Annotated in this window: 14 protein-coding genes; 13 read left to right on the top strand and 1 reads right to left on the bottom strand. The window is 41.8% G+C overall.

The genetic code is table 11. From position 1 onward, the window contains the following. The first annotated feature begins 6 nt into the window (after positions 1-6). The 6 genes from rsxC (at position 7) to galE (ending at position 5,382) form a co-directional block, all read left to right on the top strand. Positions 7-1,344, top strand: coding sequence for an electron transport complex subunit RsxC (gene rsxC, locus BACINT_RS11770; RefSeq protein ID WP_007663250.1), 1,338 nt, complete (start codon positions 7-9; stop codon positions 1,342-1,344). Between the two features lie 6 nt (positions 1,345-1,350). Beyond that, complete coding sequence (locus BACINT_RS11765; RefSeq protein ID WP_007663248.1) at positions 1,351-2,343, top strand: RnfABCDGE type electron transport complex subunit D; 993 nt, start codon at positions 1,351-1,353, stop codon at positions 2,341-2,343. Beyond that, entirely contained in the window at positions 2,340-3,002 is a 663-nt protein-coding gene (locus BACINT_RS11760; protein ID WP_007663247.1) for an RnfABCDGE type electron transport complex subunit G, read from the top strand. Before BACINT_RS11765 ends, BACINT_RS11760 begins: the two co-directional genes overlap by 4 nt. A gap of 17 nt (positions 3,003-3,019) precedes the next feature. Then, the gene (gene rsxE / locus BACINT_RS11755) at positions 3,020-3,604 is read left to right on the top strand and encodes an electron transport complex subunit RsxE (RefSeq protein ID WP_007663246.1); all 585 of its coding nucleotides are present in this window, start codon (positions 3,020-3,022) and stop codon (positions 3,602-3,604) included. A 13-nt stretch (positions 3,605-3,617) separates the two neighbouring features. Further along, positions 3,618-4,196 (top strand): electron transport complex subunit RsxA, encoded by a 579-nt coding sequence (gene rsxA, locus BACINT_RS11750; protein WP_007663245.1) that lies wholly within the window; start codon positions 3,618-3,620, stop codon positions 4,194-4,196. Between the two features lie 151 nt (positions 4,197-4,347). Next, positions 4,348-5,382 carry a UDP-glucose 4-epimerase GalE gene (galE, locus tag BACINT_RS11745; protein WP_044155013.1) on the top strand — a complete coding sequence of 345 codons (1,035 nt, stop codon included), beginning with the start codon at positions 4,348-4,350 and terminating at the stop codon, positions 5,380-5,382. A 230-nt stretch (positions 5,383-5,612) separates the two neighbouring features. Here the strand turns inward: galE and BACINT_RS11740 are convergent, their stop codons facing one another. Next, positions 5,613-6,356: an IclR family transcriptional regulator gene (locus tag BACINT_RS11740; RefSeq protein ID WP_007663243.1), complete on the bottom strand. Its 744-nt coding sequence runs from the start codon at positions 6,354-6,356 to the stop codon at positions 5,613-5,615. A gap of 236 nt (positions 6,357-6,592) precedes the next feature. Between BACINT_RS11740 and BACINT_RS11735 the strand changes: the two genes are divergently transcribed. The 7 genes from BACINT_RS11735 to uxaC all read left to right on the top strand — a co-directional run bounded on the left by BACINT_RS11735 (position 6,593) and on the right by uxaC (position 17,567). Next, a complete protein-coding gene (locus BACINT_RS11735) occupies positions 6,593-9,604 on the top strand; it encodes a SusC/RagA family TonB-linked outer membrane protein (RefSeq protein ID WP_157448655.1) in 3,012 nt (1,003 codons plus the stop codon). Between the two features lie 11 nt (positions 9,605-9,615). Further along, positions 9,616-11,292 (top strand): RagB/SusD family nutrient uptake outer membrane protein, encoded by a 1,677-nt coding sequence (locus BACINT_RS11730; RefSeq protein WP_007663241.1) that lies wholly within the window; start codon positions 9,616-9,618, stop codon positions 11,290-11,292. A gap of 67 nt (positions 11,293-11,359) precedes the next feature. After that, positions 11,360-12,808, top strand: coding sequence for a GH39 family glycosyl hydrolase (locus tag BACINT_RS11725; RefSeq protein ID WP_052302178.1), 1,449 nt, complete (start codon positions 11,360-11,362; stop codon positions 12,806-12,808). Positions 12,809-12,813: 5 nt separating this feature from the next. After that, on the top strand, positions 12,814-14,472 hold the full coding sequence (locus tag BACINT_RS11720) for a sodium:solute symporter family transporter (protein WP_157448654.1): 1,659 nt from the start codon (positions 12,814-12,816) through the stop codon (positions 14,470-14,472). A gap of 3 nt (positions 14,473-14,475) precedes the next feature. After that, on the top strand, positions 14,476-15,423 hold the full coding sequence (locus tag BACINT_RS11715) for a mannonate dehydratase (RefSeq protein ID WP_007663236.1): 948 nt from the start codon (positions 14,476-14,478) through the stop codon (positions 15,421-15,423). Between the two features lie 8 nt (positions 15,424-15,431). Further along, positions 15,432-16,154: an RraA family protein gene (locus BACINT_RS11710; RefSeq protein WP_232288762.1), complete on the top strand. Its 723-nt coding sequence runs from the start codon at positions 15,432-15,434 to the stop codon at positions 16,152-16,154. Between the two features lie 12 nt (positions 16,155-16,166). Then, the gene (gene uxaC, locus BACINT_RS11705) at positions 16,167-17,567 is read left to right on the top strand and encodes a glucuronate isomerase (protein WP_007663227.1); all 1,401 of its coding nucleotides are present in this window, start codon (positions 16,167-16,169) and stop codon (positions 17,565-17,567) included. Positions 17,568-17,569 lie beyond the last annotated feature (2 nt).

Below are 17,569 nucleotides of genomic sequence, written 5' to 3'. Positions count from 1 at the left end.
AATTGTATGTTGAAGACATTTTCAATCGGTGGTGTTCATCCACACGAAAATAAACTTTCAGCACATCAGCCCATCATCAAGGCGGAAGTTCCTGCCAAAGCTGTGATTCTGCTGGGACAGCACATCGGTGCACCTGCAAAACCGCTTGTGGCTAAAGGAGATGTGGTGAAAGTCGGCACAAAGATTGCTGAACCCGGTGGTTTTGTATCTGCAGCCATCCACTCGTCCGTCAGCGGCAAGGTTGCTAAGATCGATTCGATTATCGATGCCAGCGGTTATCCGAAGCCAGCTATTTTTATCGACGTAGAAGGTGACGAATGGGAAGAAAGCATTGACCGCACAGAAACTTTGGTGAAGGAATGTAATCTTACCTCTGAAGAAATTGTGAAAAAGATTGCCGATGCCGGTATTGTAGGTTTGGGTGGTGCTTGTTTCCCTACTCAAGTGAAACTTTGTCCGCCGCCTGCATTCAAGGCAGAATGTGTGATCATTAATGCCGTAGAATGTGAACCCTACCTGACAGCTGATCACCAGTTAATGCTGGAACATGCAGAAGAAATTATGGTAGGTGTATCTATCCTGATGAAGGCCGTAAAGGTTAATAAGGCATTTATCGGTATTGAAAATAATAAGCCGGATGCTATTCAGTTGATGACAAAAGTTGCTTCCAGCTATGCAGGTATCGAGGTGGTTGCTTTGAAAGTGCAATATCCGCAAGGAGGTGAAAAGCAGTTGATTGATGCCATCACCAGCCGTCAGGTAGCAAGTGGCGCATTGCCTATCTCTACAGGTGCTGTGGTACAGAATGTGGGTACTGCATTTGCCGTATATCAAGCTGTACAGAAGAATAAGCCATTGTTTGAACGTGTGATTACCGTAACAGGAAAATCGGTGGCAAAACCCTCCAACTTCCTGGCACGTATCGGTACACCGATGAAGCAGTTGATTGATGCTTGCGGTGGTTTACCCGAAGATACAGGTAAGATTATCGGTGGTGGCCCGATGATGGGAAAGGCGTTGATAAATACAGATGTGCCAACTGCTAAAGGTAGTTCTGGTATTCTGATAATGAACAATAAGGAAGCCAAGCGTGGTGAAATTCAACCTTGCATCCGTTGCGCAAAGTGCGTGGGTGCTTGTCCGATGGGATTGGAGCCTTATTTGTTGTCGGCGCTTGCTGAACATACCGAATTCGAGAGAATGGAGAAAGAAAGAATAATGGATTGTATCGAGTGCGGTTCTTGCCAGTTCACCTGTCCTGCAAACCGTCCGTTGCTGGACTATTGCCGTTTGGGTAAAGGTAAAGTAGGAGCGATCATCCGTGCGCGTCAAGCTAAAAAATAACGAAGTATGGAAAATAAATTAATAGTATCACTTTCGCCCCATGTCCATGGTGGTGACAGCGTGAAAAAGAATATGTATGGCGTGCTCATTGCATTGATTCCTGCATTTCTCGTATCACTCTATTTCTTCGGACTGGGTGCGCTGATTGTTACGGCTACTTCGGTAGCTGCCTGTTTGTTCTTTGAATGGGCTATCGGCAAATTCCTTTTAAAGAAAGAAACCACGACTATTTGTGACGGTTCTGCCGTAATCACAGGTGTGTTGCTGGCATTCAACTTACCTTCCAATCTGCCTATCTGGATTATTATTCTGGGTGCATTGTTTGCAATAGGTGTCGGTAAAATGTCTTTTGGCGGACTGGGTTGTAATCCGTTCAACCCCGCATTGGCAGGCCGTGTATTCCTGTTGCTCTCTTTCCCTGTGCAGATGACGAGCTGGCCGGTTGTCGGACAGTTGACTTCTTATACAGATGCAACGACGGCGGCTACACCTCTTAACCTGATGAAGCAGATTGCCGGTGGAAATATAGAAGCTTTAAAAGATTTGCCTTCTTCTTTTGACTTATTGATTGGTAATAATGGAGGTTGCTTGGGTGAAGTAAGTGCCTTGGCATTGCTGTTGGGATTGGCTTATATGCTTTGGAAGAAAATTATAACCTGGCATATTCCTATTTCTATATTGGCAACAGTATTTGTATTCTCAGGTATCATGCATCTGGTAGATCCGGAAGTATATGTATCTCCGGTGCTTCAACTGCTTACAGGTGGTTTGATGTTGGGTGCTATCTTTATGGCTACGGATTATGTCACTTCTCCGATGAGCAAGAAAGGGATGTTGATCTATGGTGTGTGTATCGGTCTGCTGACAGTGATTATCCGTTTGTTCGGTGCTTATCCTGAGGGTATGTCATTCGCCATCCTGATTATGAATGCCTTTACTCCGTTGATAAATACATATTGTAAACCTAAACGCTTTGGGGAGGTAGCGAAGAAGAAATGAAAAAGTTAGAATCATCCTTGAAGAATATGTTGCTGGTACTCACGGGTGTTACCGCTATTTCTGTGGCGTTGCTGGCGTATGTAAATGAGCTGACGAAAGAACCTATTGCACAAGCCAATGCAAAGACATTGAGTGATGCGGTAAGTGCGGTTGTTCCTGGTTTTGATAACGATCCGATTGCGGAAAAAAAGGTGCAGGCTGTGAATGGTGTGGATTATGCCGTGTATCCTGCAACGAAAGACGGACAATTTATTGGTGCTGCTGTAGAAGCCAGTTCAATGGCATTTGGCGGTGAACTGAAGGTACTGGTCGGTTTTGATGCAGAAGGAAACATTATAGATTATTCTTTGTTGTCGCATGCGGAAACTCCGGGATTGGGTTCCAAAGCTGCCGATTGGTTTAAAGAAGGCAACAAAGGAAGTATTAAGGGAATGAATCCGGGTAAGGCTCCTTTGTCTGTTAGCAAAGACGGGGGACAGGTAGATGCTATTACCGCTTCTACCATTACTTCACGTGCTTTCCTGAATGCTGTGAATGCTGCTTATGCTGCTTATGCGGGTCAGAATGAGTCTGATGCTGCTACGGGCGCTACACAAAAAGTTGTTGAACCTGCTGAAAACGCAGCTACTGAGGCTACGGATTCCATCAGCGCTAAATAAAGAAAGGAGTAGAAGATATGAATAATTTTAAAGTTATGATGAACGGGATTATTAAAGAGAATCCTACGTTTGTACTCCTGCTTGGTATGTGTCCTACGCTGGGTACTACCTCTTCCGCCATTAATGGTATGGGTATGGGATTGGCAACCATGTTCGTGTTGATTTGCTCTAATATTGTAATCTCGGCTATTAAGAATGTTATCCCTGATATGGTGCGTATTCCATCTTTTATCGTAGTTATCGCATCTTTTGTAACGTTGTTGCAAATGGTGATGCAGGCTTATGTTCCTGCTCTGTATGCTACGCTGGGTCTGTTTATTCCGCTGATTGTGGTAAACTGTATCGTACTGGGACGTGCCGAAGCTTTTGCTGCAAAGAATACTCCGGTAGCTTCTTTCTTTGATGGTTTGGGAATGGGACTTGGTTTTACCTTGGCTCTTACTCTGCTGGGTGCCGTACGTGAGTTTCTAGGAACAGGCAAAATCTTCAATCTGACTATTCTTCCTGAAGAATACGGTATGTTGATATTTGTACTTGCGCCGGGTGCATTCATCGCGTTGGGTTATCTGATTGCATTGATTAACAGCTTTAAAAAAGCATAATTAAGAACTTAGTATGGAATATATATTGATATTTATTTCGGCAATCTTTGTTAACAACATCGTGTTGTCACAATTCCTGGGAATTTGTCCGTTCCTCGGAGTATCCAAGAAAGTGGAAACTGCATTGGGTATGTCGGCTGCTGTAGCATTCGTACTTACTATTGCTACTATAGTGACATTCCTTATTCAAAAGTTTGTTCTTGATGCTTTCGGTTTGGAATACCTGCAAACAATTACCTTTATTTTGGTAATTGCAGCCTTGGTTCAGATGGTAGAAATCATTCTTAAAAAAGTATCACCTTCCCTATATCAGGCACTGGGTGTATTTTTACCTTTGATTACTACAAACTGCTGTATTCTTGGTGTGGCCATTCTTGTAATTCAAAAGGATTATGACCTGTTGACGGGTGTAGTTTATGCATTCTCTACTGCTATTGGCTTTGGCTTGGCACTGACACTCTTTGCGGGATTGCGTGAACAGATGAGTTTGGTGAATATTCCGAAAGGCATGAAAGGAACTCCGATTGCTTTAATTACAGCCGGTCTTTTGGCTATGGCTTTCATGGGATTCTCCGGTGTAGTAAAGATCTGAAAAAAAGAACATTCAGTAATAGATAAGGGGTAGAAGAAATTCTGCCCCTTTTTAATTTAAACTAAAAAAATACTCTTTTTTCTTTTTATCTAAAATTAATTTCCTTAAATTTGCCGCCACAACGATGATAACCTATAAGAATAAATCACTGATGAAAGAAAAAATCTTGGTTACAGGTGGAACCGGTTATATTGGTTCACATACTGTAGTAGAACTTCAAAACGCAGGTTATGAAGTAGTGATAATAGATAATTTGTCAAACTCTAGCGCCGATGTAGTTGATAACATCGAAAAAGTATCAGGTATTCGTCCTGCATTCGAAAAATTGGATTGTTTGGATTTCGCTGGTCTTGACGCTGTGTTTACTAAATATAAAGGCATTAAAGCCATCATCCACTTTGCAGCCAGTAAGGCTGTAGGCGAGTCGGTTCAGAAACCATTGCTTTATTATCGCAATAATCTGGTTTCATTGATTAACCTGCTTGAGTTGATGCCAAAGCACGGAGTGGAAGGTATTGTGTTCTCTTCTTCTTGTACAGTTTACGGTCAGCCGGACGAATTGCCGGTAACGGAGAAAGCCCCGATTAAGAAAGCTGAATCTCCTTACGGTAATACGAAGCAGATCAATGAAGAAATCGTTCGCGATACAGTGGCTTCAGGTGCTCCTATCAATGCAATTTTGCTGCGCTATTTCAATCCGATTGGTGCGCATCCGACAGCATTGCTCGGTGAGTTACCCAATGGTGTGCCTCAGAACTTGATACCTTATCTGACCCAGACCGCTATCGGTATCCGTGAGAAACTGAGCGTCTTTGGTGATGATTATGATACGCCCGACGGCTCTTGTATACGCGACTTCATTAATGTAGTTGATTTGGCAAAAGCACATGTTATTGCTATCCGCCGTATTTTGGAAAAGAAACAAAAGGAAACAGTGGAAGTGTTTAATATCGGAACGGGACGCGGTCTTTCAGTATTGGAATTGATTAACGCTTTCGAAAAGGCAACTGGTGTGAAACTGAATTATCAGATTGTCGGTCGTCGTGCGGGAGATATTGAAAAGGTATGGGCCGATCCTAAATTCGCTAATGAAGAGTTGGGTTGGAAAGCTATTGAAACCATCGAAGATACATTGCGTTCTGCATGGAACTGGCAATTGAAGCTTCGTGAGAGGGGTATTCAATAAGCGGTAAAAGAGATTTTTGTTTTTATTAACAAATAGGGAATGAACAAATGCTTCCCCGCATTTGTTTATATGTTGCAAATCAGCCTGATGCTGTTTATGTATATGTGAATATCCGTAACTAGTACTTATGCCTCCCCGGCATAGACAGGTAAGATTGCATAGTAGTTTTGTCGTGTTTTATTTTGTGTTTGTGTTGTGAATAAGCCTTGTCGGGAGACAGGGCTTATTTTTTATTCTTGTTCTTCTATTGCCTTATTCAATAGAAATGTTGTTTCTTTAAGTTTTTCGACAATATTTATTTTAGTAATTTCTTCAAACCGAATATCTGGCAAGTAAATCCCCAGACTTGCGATGATCGTCTTGTTTTTATAAATAGGAGTTGCTAGGCTGACAACATGGTTAGCATTGGAAGTGATTTCTACTTCTTTGGCTCTAATTTCAGTTAAGGCAGCAACCAGATTTTGTGCATTCTTTATTTCCGGCCACGATTCTTTATCAGGCAATCCGTATTTTCCTGTGAAATAGTTTAGTTCCTTTGGAGAGTAGTGGGCTAGTATCATTCTTCCGGTAGTAGCTTTATAAACGCTGGATTCTTGGGTGGTTCTGACCTGGATTTCATGGGTACATTCTGCTTCATATAATAAAATTCGTTTCCCCCCTTCAATAATGGAGAGAATAACCGTTTCATTTATATTATCCCGAAGCCGTTCAATAAGAGGCTTTGCGATTTCTTTCAGTTCAGCATAATAGGTATATGAGTTGGTTAATTGATAAGCCATATAGCCTAGTTTGTATCCCTTCTTTGCGCCTATCTGTTCTACATAGTTTCTGTTTACCAATGTTTTTAATATGTTGGCACATGTTCCATGGTTTAATTGAAGTGAATCTGCAATTTCGGACAAGCTTAGGTCTTCTTTGGGGCTGGAAGCTATTACTTCAAGAATGCTTAGGGCCCGATGTATGACTTGTATCATATCTATAATATAAAAGTTATTTTTTTATAGTTTTATAATGCAAAATTAGGAATTATAATTCTATTGCCAATTTTTAGGTTTTGTTTTTAACTACTATTGTGTGTGTGTCCTCGTGTAGAGCCCTTTTGATGGCTTATTCTTATGTTCTACAACAGAAATTGCATTTTTTTTCTGCTGATTATTTTGATCCTAAAAGACTAATAGTAATTTTGCATTGAAAAATTAAATTTTATATTATGAAAACAAAGTGTTATTTGCTACTGTGTATGTTTGTTTGCACCACGGCTTTTGCTCAGCATGGTGTAAAAGGCAAAATTGTGGATGCCGGTACCGGAGAGTCTTTGGTAGGCGTGAATGTTACGGTAAAAAATGAGAGTTCCGTAGGTACGATTTCCGATTTGGACGGAAATTATTCTTTGGTTGTTTCTAAAACTGCTACTTTGGTATTTTCGTATATAGGTTACATAAGCCAGGAGATACCGGTAGGAGAGAAAAACATGATTAATGTTTCATTGGTTGAGGATTCAAAAACCTTAAGTGAAGTTGTTGTGATTGGTTATGGAACCATGAAAAAATCAGATTTGACTGGTTCTGTGGTTAAAGCGGATTTGAATGTAATGAAAGATTCGCCGAATACAAGCATTATGCAATCTTTGCATGGAACGGTGGCTGGATTGCAAATAGGGCAGACCAATTCAGCTGGTGAAGATCCTTCAATCGGAGTGCGTGGACAAACCACTATTAATGGTAGTACTTCTCCTTTAATTATATTGGATGGAATTATATATGGTGGGCGCATTTCTGATATTAATCCGAGTGATATTGAATCCATTGATATATTGAAAGATGCGAGCAGTAAGGCTGTTTATGGTGCGAAAGCAGCTAATGGTGTATTGATGATTACATCTAAAAAAGGTAAAAGAGCTCAAAAACCGAAGATATCATATTCAGGTAGTTGGGCGTTCAGTAATCCGACAGTCGATTACCGGCCATTGAACCGGGAAGAATGGATGCAGAAAGTACGTGATATCGAATATGAGTCAGCCTATACCAAGGAATCCGGTTATTTAGTTCCAAATCCGAACTGGGATTTTTCCAAGTCACAACTGAATGTGCAACAGTTGGATGGAATAGAGAATGGTACAGATTTTAACTGGTGGGATGAAGCTATGCAGACTGGGCATTTATTTACTGATATGGTGAATATCAATGGTGGTAGCGAACATGTTTCTTATTTCCTTTCCGGTAGTTGGACCAATCAAAGAGGAGTTGTAAAGAATGACAAATATAAGCGTACTACATTCAGAGCTAATATTGATGTGCAAGCTACATCTTGGCTGAAGGTGGGTACTAATACTTTTTTCTCCGTTTTGGACTATTCCGGAGAGTCCCCCAATATGAATGCTCTTATTCGTATGCCGGCCGTAGTGACTCCCAAGGATGCGGATGGTGAGTGGATTACCAATCCGAATGGAACTTTAACTATGAATCCTTTCTTGGAATATATGGTCGAAAATTCAGACAAGCGTCATCAGATAAATACAACCGTTTATGGACTGGTTAGTATACCTTGGATCAAAGGATTGACCTATCGCTTGAATTATAATTATACGCTTGATGCCAAGAATTTATATAATTATAGTCGGTATGAGGCCAGTCAACAAGGAGAAGCATCAAAGCAGCACGATAATTCATCTGTATGGTTGCTGGATAATATTGTAAATTATACCAATTCTTTTGGTAAGCATGCTATTAATGCAACGTTTGTGTATGGTGCTAGCAGGCAGGCCTATGACAATACCCTGGCAAAAGGACAACAATATACTAGTACGGTAACTGGTTATAATGATTTGGGACAGGCTATCATACAAACCATACGTTCGTCAGCTTATAAGGAGAGCAACCTTTATCAAATGCTTCGTACATCTTATAATTATGATAGCAAATATTTGTTAACAGCTACATTACGTCGTGATGGTTTTAGTGGCTTTGCCGAGAATCACAAGTTCGGTCTGTTTCCTTCTGTTGGTTTGGGTTGGGTATTGTCTCGTGAAGCGTTCTTGTCCGAAGCGGAATTTATGGATAATCTCAAGCTCAGAGCTAGTTTTGGTGTGACGGGTAACCAAACTTCACGTTACAGTTCCTTAGCAAAGGTTGAACTGAATGCAGGCTCGAAATATGTTTTTGGCGATGGTGCAAGTACGTCCATCGGTTCTACTGTTATGCGCATGTCCAATAAAGATTTAAAGTGGGAGACGACAGCTGAGTATAATGTTGGTATTGACTTTTCCTTTTTCAAGGAGAGGCTGACTGGAAGTATAGACTTTTACCGAGCTACCACAAAGAATCTGTTATGGGATGTTATTATTCCGACGATGACCGGATTTTCCAGTGTACGCAGCAATGTGGGCAAGTTACAGAATACAGGTTTGGAAATAGTACTCGGTGGTACTCCTGTGAAAACAAAAGATTTTCAATGGAATGTCCGGCTGAATTTTTCAACGAATAAGAACAAGGTGGTTTCTTTACTGGGACAGGATACTGATGGAGACGGTAAAGAAGATGACTTGGTAGCCAGCGGACTGTTTATCGGAGAATCGTTGGGAACCATTTATGACTATGAAGTGGAAGGTATCTGGCAGTTGGCAGATAAAGAGAGTGGTACTATTATGAAGGGTTTTTATCCCGGAACCTATAAAATTAAGGATCAGAATGGCGATGGAGAGATTACGGCTGGTGAAGACAGGGTGATTCTAGGGCATAAAGAACCGGCTTACATGATGGGTATTTCCAATGATTTTAGCTATAAAGGGTTTGAATTACGTTTTTTCATCAATACCATTCAGGGAGGTAAGAACGGATATCGGTCGAAGATTGCCAAACCTGATTATATTGGAAAGTCGATAGGTAATGCCGAGAACCTGAGTTGGCTGACTGCCTATGATTATTGGTCACCAAGAAATCCGAATGCTAAGTTTGCAACAGCTTGGCTATCTCCTACCGTAGATACGAATCGGATGCAAAATCGCAGCTTTGTCCGTTTGCAAGATGTATCGTTATCCTATAACTTTGATCAGCGATGGACTAAAAAGTTAGGTGTGAGTAATCTGAGGCTTTTTATTAGCGGACAGAACCTTTTGACTTTTACAGGTTGGGATGGTTGGGATCCTGAAGCCGGTATTGGTTTCACCACAGACTCTTATCCCGTAATGCGTACTTATGCTTTTGGTATAGATTTAACTTTTTAACAGATTGAATTATGAGACAGAATATTTTTAATGCAGGAATTGCCTTTTTATTCTCATGTTTTGTTTTCTCTTGTAACGAAAGCAGCTTTCTGGAAGAGAAGCCGCTGGACTTCCTGAGTCCGGAGAATGCCTATAATACATATGCCGATTATGAAACAGCCTTAACAGGTTTGTATGCGAAAGTACGTGCGAATTTCTATAATAGTGATTTCGTCTTCTTTCAGGAAACAGATGTAGCCAAGAATGCGCGTGACAATAATAATTTCATGGGCAATCTTAAAGACTGGCTCACTCCTCAGCAAGCTGGTGTGGCAGACGTATGGGATCGTGAGTATAAACTGATTAATAATGCCAATACCATCATCAGTCGTATAGAAGGTAGTTCACTGAACGCGGAACAAAAATCCCAAGTGGCTGCCGAGGCCAAATTTTTCCGTGCATTCGGTTATCGTACGTTGGTTTATATTTTCGGTGGTGTTCCGTTAGTGCTTGAGGAAAATGTCTCTCCAAAGACGGACTTCACCCGGAACTCGAAAGAGGAAGTATTGAAAGCTATGTATGATGACTTCCTGGAAGCAACAACTGTACTTCCTGACATTCATACTGTAGTTGATGGAAAGATTTCCAATCTAGTGGCAAAACATTACCTTGCTGAGACCTGTATATCGTTGGGACTCTACGATGATGCTATTCGTTTAGCTTCTGAAGTGATTGATAATCCCAATACAGGTTTGATGAAAGTCAGGTTCGGGTCTCACAAATCGGAAGAAGGAGATGTCTATTGGGATCTATTCAGAAGGAAAAATCAGAACCGAAAAACTTCGGGTAATACGGAAGCATTATGGGTAATTCAGATGGAGCCGGATGTAGAAGGTGGTTATCTGACTTCAACTTCTTATCGTCCCTATTATCTGGAACGGTTTGCCGCACCAGTGACATATTCATGTACTGATCCGGAAGGAAAGAAAGCTTTCCTTTCTTCGAATGGTCGTTCGGATGCCAATGTGGGGGGGCGTGGAGTTTCCAATATGTCAAATACCCATTGGTGGTTGTATGAGGTATGGGGCGACGATTTTAGCAATGATATGCGTAATTCCAAATACAATGTGGTACGTGATGCTTATTATGATTTGCCTACTTCCAAGTATTATGGTAAAAGTATTATTGCTCCTGAAACGAAGAGTAAACTTTTGGAAGAACAGTCTTGGCGTTGGTATCCGTGGCCAACTAAGATTACAACTCCGGGTGAACATCCTGAAGCCCTGTATGCCGATCCGGCACTGAAAACACTGAAATCGACTGCCGGTGCTACTTATCTGGACCAATATATGCTACGTTTGGCTGAAACCTATCTGCTACGGGCAGAGGCTTTTTTAATGAAAGGAGACAAAGAAAAGGCAGCAAACGATATCAATGAAGTAAGGAACCGTGCTCATACATCTGAAGTAGTTGCATCGGAGGTCACCATAGATTATATTCTGGATGAGCGTGCACGCGAATTGGTATATGAGGAATTCCGCAGAATTACGTTAGGACGATTGGGCAAGTATGTAGAACGTGTTCGTAAATACAATACGCTCAACGGACCTCGTGTGGAAGATTATCATGAACTGTTTCCGATACCTTACAGTGCAATAGAAGCCAATAAAGATGCTGTATTGGAACAGAATCCAGGTTATAAGAACTAAGGAACTACTGATATAATAAACAAGAATAATACAGTTTCTAACTATAATTTTTTAAAAGGAATTGAAAATGAGGAATCAAATAAATGTTTTATGTCATTTCTTGCTGCTTTGGGTTGTAAGCTCATGTACCCATACACCGGTTAGTGAAGGACGGGTGAAAACGAATCTTGCCGTACCGTATGAAGCGATCGGTGTACTATCTCCTAAAAGTATTCATGAGGTAAAAAACGATCTGACTTTAGGATGCGAGGTGCTGGATAGGGATTATGCCGACTACCATCAGTATAAAGAATATATCGTTCCTTTGGGGCTTAAAAAGATACGGTTGCAAGCCGGATGGGCCAAAACAGAAAAGATAAAGGGAGTTTATGATTTTGCCTGGTTGGATTCCATCATAAATGATGCAGTTGGACGTGGAATAAAAATCTGGTTACAGGCATCTTATGGGAACCCCATCTATGAAGGTGGGGGAACCCCCTATCTGAAAGGAGGTTGGCCTACTTCCGAAGAGGGAAAAACTGCTTGGAACAGATGGGTGGAGGCTATGGCTCTTCATTATAAAGGTAAGGTTTATGAATGGGAAATCTGGAATGAGCCGGATATCAATAAAGAACAGATCAAGGATTATAAGAGTCTGACGGACCTGAATATTCGTACGGCAGAAATTATAAAGCGAATAGAGCCGGATGCTAAGATCGCTGCTTTGGCATTGGCCTTTGCCGATGCAGAATTTCTGGAGAAATGTATGCAGGATTTTAAGGAACGCGGGAAATTGGAACTTTTTGATTGGATTTCGTATCACCAGTATGTGTTCCGGCCGGAAGATGTGTATCCGAAGGTTGAGAAGATGCGGCAAGTTATACAAAAATATTCAGATCATATCAAATTGTGGCAAGGTGAGAACGGTGCACCATCCAAAGGATATATGGGTGGAGCTTTAGGAGCTTATCAATGGTCGGAAGTCTCGCAGGCCAAATGGGCTTTGAGAAGAATGCTCGGTGATCACGGGCGGGATATTGCTACCGGGATATTCAGTATTGCAGATATGAACTATGGCGGTAATGATGCCATCAAGAAGAAAAATGTAAAAGGCCTGTTGGAAACTAATGAACAAAACCAGGTTGTTCGGGCAAAGGTGGTTTATTATGCCGTACAACATCTGGCTTCGGTGTTCGATTTGTTACAGCATTCGGTAGATGTACATAGGTTTGAGGTAAAGACGGATTATCCTTATAGTCTTTTTGCCTATCAAGATGAAAAGAGTGAATTACAGTCATTCCTGATATGGTACGATGAAGCTACTCCTACAAACTTCAATCAGCCTACCCCGGTGGATGTGGAAGTGGCCGGGGGAAAATTTAAGAATCCTGTATGGGTAGATTTGTTGACTGGTAAAGTTTATAAGATTCCTAACGGTGATATAAGTAAGCACGGAGACAAGTATTGTTTTAGCAATCTTCCGGTATATGATTCTCCGATTATGGTCGTTGACCAGAGCTTAATCAAATATGAATAATGGCTATGGAGTTACAATTACAGGAACTGGATTACTGGGCCATTGGTGTTTATATATTATTGATGGCAGGGATAGGGTTATCTTTCGGTTGGTTTATCAAAGATGTCGGTGCTTATTTCAAGGGAAATGGCACTATCCCCTGGGTGATGGCTACCGTTACCAATTTTATGGGATTGTTCAGTACGTTTGTCTTCGTGGCTTATGCCGGGATTGCTTACGAGTACGGGTTGGTCTCTGTTACGGTATTTTGGTCCACTGTACCGGCATGTATCATTGGCAGCCTGTGGCTTGGCGGACGTTGGCGGCGGACTGGTTGCGTCACTCCCATCGAATATTTGGAACAGCGTTATAGTTTCTCTGTTCGTGAAATAATGACGTGGGTAGGATTACTGGTGAGGCTGTTAGACAATATGGTGCGGTTGTATGCTATTGGTGTGTTCATTACTGTAGTCACTCCTCTGTCATTGGAATGGGCCATCATCATTTCGGGTGTAATTGTTACGCTGTTCAATATTATTGGCGGTATCTGGACTGTAACGATTATGAGTACGGTACAGTTTGTGATCTTAATACTTATTACCTGTGTACTGTTGCCCGTGTCCTTACGTGAAGTGGGAGGTATCGGTGGACTTTATCAACAGATTCCTGAGAAGATGACGTGGTTTAATGGTCCCAAAGGAGCATTTTTCTGGTTGGCAATCTATTATGTAATGACGATGATAAAATACAATGAGAACTGGACATTTATTCAGAAATTCTTTTGTGTGAAAGACGAAAAAGCAGCTAAGAAAATGGGAGTTCTGACGGGTATCCTCTTTTTAGTGTTTACCCCGATATTCCTCATTCCGGCTGTTGCTTCTTCTTTAATAGTTCCGGAACTGGAGAATCCGGAGATGTCCTATATATCGGTTGCCATTCGTTTGCTTCCTGCCGGTATTATGGGTATCATGTTTTCTTCGATGTTTGCGGCAACTATGTCTTCACTGAATGCCGAGTACAATGTTATGTCGAGTGTTTTTACAAAGGATGTATATCAGCGGTTGTTTAATACGGAAGCTGCTGAAAAACGCCTTCTGGTTGTGGCTCGCTGGTCTACATTGGTTATCGGAGCACTGATTACAGTAGGTGCTATCTATATCGAAGGGTTTGGAGGAGCTTTTGAAGCCAATAAACTGTTTACGGGAATATTCTGCATTCCTATAGGTATTCCTTTGGTATTGGGCATTGTAAGCCGCAAGCCGAATGCCAAGGCGGCTATAATTACGATCAGTGCTGGAATTGTAGTAGGGATTGTCTTGAATGCACTTCCCGAAGTGGATTGGGAGATGGCAACACTTATCGAGTTAATAGTTTGTTTGGTTCTTTATTATCTGCCGGTTTATGGGCAGATGGATATGAAAGACAAAGTGAAAGTGGATGAACTGTTTGATGCCTTGAGTGTGAATATAGACTCTAAAAAGGTTCCTTCCATTTCATCGCAATATGTTAAAGCACTGATGATATTACTGTTGGTATCTCTTGTTGTATCCGGTGGGCTTTTTATAGGAATGAGCATTCCAAATCTGCATTCTATGGGTGGAGATTTGAGTTTATGCGCCGGCATTTTGAGTCTTTTACTGGCAGTGACTCTATGTGTTGTTTATAAATTGAAAATAAAAAAGTAAATAATGAAACTAGCATGGTATTTACCTACTTTGCCATCGGTAAAGTGGAAGATTGCAACCCAATTGGGTGTAGAATATGCGGTAGCGGCATTGCCTGCCGAACGGTATTATATGAAACCGTGGGATTTCAAGGCTCTGCTTTATGCTAAAGAGAGTTTGAATGATGCAGGTCTAAAGCTTGAAGTGATTGAACCGGCTCCTCCCCATTATAAGATTAAGCTGGGATTGCCAGGCAGGGATGAAGAAATAGAGATATTCAAGCAAGTACTGAGAAATATGGGGGCTTTGGATATTCCTGTTTTATGTTACAATTTCATGCCTCAATCCGGCTGGTATCGCACCTCTTTTGCTAAAAAGGGGAGAGGTGGGGCACTGGTAACGGCATTTGATTCAAAATTGATGCAGGCAGCTCCTCAGTTGACTGAAGCCGGGACACAGACTGACATACAGATATGGGATAATTATAAATACTTTATGGATAAGGTATTGCCCGTAGCAGAAGCGTGTAAAGTGAAACTGGCTCTTCATCCGGATGATCCTCCGGTACCTTCCTTGCAGGGAGTGTCGCGTATCTTTAGAAATGTAGAGAATTTCGACAAAGCCTTAGAACTTTATCCCAGCGATTACAACGGGATAACATTTTGCCAAGGTTCTTTTGCAGCCATGAATGAGGACATACCTTCTTTGATAAGACATTTCGGTCGGAAGATTTTCTTTGTTCATTTTCGTGATATACGTGGAGATGCAGATGCTTTTGAAGAGACATTCCATGATGAAGGGCAGACTGACATGAAAGCCTGCATGCGTGCATATAAGGAAATTGGGTTTGATGGAGTGATCCGTACAGACCATGCTCCTGTTATGGCTGGTGAGTCAGGAGAAAATCCGGCGTATGAGATGCTGGGACATATATTTGCGACAGGATATTTAAAAGGTTTATTAGAAGAATAAAAATGATTATGGACAATAATTTAATGAAGTTAGAGAAATTGATTGAGAAATTGGATAGGATAGATGGTATAGAGTTTCCGATTTCAGATCAAGAATTGTGTGAACGTTACGAAAATCTTTATACAGGAGCTGTAAACGATGTTTTGCGTGAAGCCACATTGATGGATCAAGCTTTGCCGATTACTATCTTGCCATTGCAGTTTGAAATGCGTGCGGCAGGCATCGCATTCACTATTCGCAGTAATCCGGATCCCACTGTCAAGGGGGAAATGGATATCAGGGCACAGATGCTGGATGATATGCCGAAAAATTGTTGTGTGGTATGGGACGCAGGTAATGAAGATGAAGCGGCTCATTGGGGAGAGGTAATGACAGCTTCCGCTATAGCCCGCGGAGCAAGATGTGCTGTGGTCAACGGTGGGCTGCGTGATACGATTCAGGTATTGAGGCAAGACTTTCCTATATTCTACCGCTACCGCAGTTCGAACGGTTCTTTAGGGAGAACCAAAATAACAGGATATAATATACCGGTTAGGATTGGAAAAGTTTATATAAAGCCGGGAGATGTCATTTTTGGTGATGTGGATGGTGTGGTAGCCATTCCGCGTAGCATCGCCTATGACGTATTGTTGAGAGCTGAAGCTATCAAGCAGCAGGAGAGGGAGATGCGTACTTGGGTACATGAAGGCTTTTCTGCTCAGGAGATGGTAAAGAATGGTGGCTATTTTTAAAGCAGCTTGAGTATGGATAGTTTTATTAATGAGGATTTTTTGCTGACGACCCATATTTCCAGGCAACTCTATCATGAGATTGCTGAGAGTCTTCCGGTTATAGACTTTCATAACCATCTGGACCCGCGAAAACTGGCAGAAAATCATAAATTCGTTGATTTGGCAGAATTGTGGATTCATGCTGATCCTTACAAACATCGTGTGATGCGTATAGCCGGTATTGACGAAGAGATGATTACAGGGGTTGGCATATCCGGTAAAGAACGGTATGATACGTGGGCCTCCATATTCACACGTACCATTGGTAATCCTTTGTTCCATTGGTCATGTCTGGAGTTAAAACGTTTTTTCGGTATTGACGAAATCTTGAATCGGGAAAATGCGGGGGAGATATGGAAGGTGTGCAATGACATCCTCCGGCAGCCGGGATGGGGAATGCTGGACATCTTGAAGAAATGTCGGGTGGAAATGTTATGTACTTCCGACGATTTATTGGCCGATTTCACTTGGCATCGCGAGGCATCCCTACAACCTCAGAATATTATAGTGAAGCCTTCGTTGCGGGCGGATTCAGTAATTTCTTTTACAACTCCTTCTTTCAGGGATTTCGTATCGCAGTTAGCGGAGCTTTCAGGTATAAAAATAAAGTGTCTGGAAGATTATCTGAATGCAATAGATATTCGTCTGAACCTCTTTTCTGATGCAGGATGCGAGTATGCCGACCATTCTTTGGATGCGGGTTTCAGGTTTGTACCGGTTTCATCGGGAGAGGCTTCGTCCTTGTTCGGTAAATTATTGCAGACTGGGGAAATCTCTCCTGCGGAAACGGTGAAATTACAGTCGTATGTCTTGTTGTTCATGGGGCGTTGCTATGCACGGAGAAACTGGAACATGCAATTACATATTGGGGCCAAACGGGATACCAATACTCAGTTGCGGACACGACTTGGTCCGGCGGGAGGATATGCAGCGATCGGTTCGGCGTGCGATGTGAACAGTTTGGTTTGCTTCCTAGACACATTGAATGAGGAGGATTCGTTGCCTCGGACCATTTTGTATACATTAAATCCGGCGGACAATGCTGTTTTTGCCACACTGACCGGTTCATATTCGGGCAGTGGTATTTTAGGAAAAGTGCAATTTGGTCCTGCCTGGTGGTACAATGATCATTTGGAAGGAATGACGCAACAATTGCAGTCCCTATCTTCTTATGGACTTTTGAGCTGTTTTGTCGGTATGACGACAGATTCACGGAGTGTACTTTCCTTCTCGCGTCATGAATATTTCCGCAGGGTGCTTTGCCGGTTTATTGGTGAAAAGGTAGTCAGCGGAGAGTTTCCGTCGGATATGACTTTATTAGGCGATATAGTAAGAGACATTTGTTATAGAAATTGTAAAAATTGGAGGAAATAGGT

It is taken from the genome of Bacteroides intestinalis DSM 17393, assembly GCF_000172175.1.
GTDB classification, from domain to species: domain Bacteria; phylum Bacteroidota; class Bacteroidia; order Bacteroidales; family Bacteroidaceae; genus Bacteroides; species Bacteroides intestinalis.
Note: the sequence above shows the minus strand (reverse complement) of the source record. Positions and strands in the feature narration are given on the sequence as shown.

Coding starts and splice junctions, on each gene's coding strand:
- rsxC (WP_007663250.1), top strand. CDS start 7: ATGTTGAAGACATTTTCAATCGGTGGTGTTCATCCACACGAAAATAAA.
- BACINT_RS11765 (WP_007663248.1), top strand. CDS start 1,351: ATGGAAAATAAATTAATAGTATCACTTTCGCCCCATGTCCATGGTGGT.
- BACINT_RS11760 (WP_007663247.1), top strand. CDS start 2,340: ATGAAAAAGTTAGAATCATCCTTGAAGAATATGTTGCTGGTACTCACG.
- rsxE (WP_007663246.1), top strand. CDS start 3,020: ATGAATAATTTTAAAGTTATGATGAACGGGATTATTAAAGAGAATCCT.
- rsxA (WP_007663245.1), top strand. CDS start 3,618: ATGGAATATATATTGATATTTATTTCGGCAATCTTTGTTAACAACATC.
- galE (WP_044155013.1), top strand. CDS start 4,348: ATGAAAGAAAAAATCTTGGTTACAGGTGGAACCGGTTATATTGGTTCA.
- BACINT_RS11740 (WP_007663243.1), bottom strand. CDS start 6,356: ATGATACAAGTCATACATCGGGCCCTAAGCATTCTTGAAGTAATAGCT.
- BACINT_RS11735 (WP_157448655.1), top strand. CDS start 6,593: ATGAAAACAAAGTGTTATTTGCTACTGTGTATGTTTGTTTGCACCACG.
- BACINT_RS11730 (WP_007663241.1), top strand. CDS start 9,616: ATGAGACAGAATATTTTTAATGCAGGAATTGCCTTTTTATTCTCATGT.
- BACINT_RS11725 (WP_052302178.1), top strand. CDS start 11,360: ATGAGGAATCAAATAAATGTTTTATGTCATTTCTTGCTGCTTTGGGTT.
- BACINT_RS11720 (WP_157448654.1), top strand. CDS start 12,814: ATGGAGTTACAATTACAGGAACTGGATTACTGGGCCATTGGTGTTTAT.
- BACINT_RS11715 (WP_007663236.1), top strand. CDS start 14,476: ATGAAACTAGCATGGTATTTACCTACTTTGCCATCGGTAAAGTGGAAG.
- BACINT_RS11710 (WP_232288762.1), top strand. CDS start 15,432: ATGGACAATAATTTAATGAAGTTAGAGAAATTGATTGAGAAATTGGAT.
- uxaC (WP_007663227.1), top strand. CDS start 16,167: ATGGATAGTTTTATTAATGAGGATTTTTTGCTGACGACCCATATTTCC.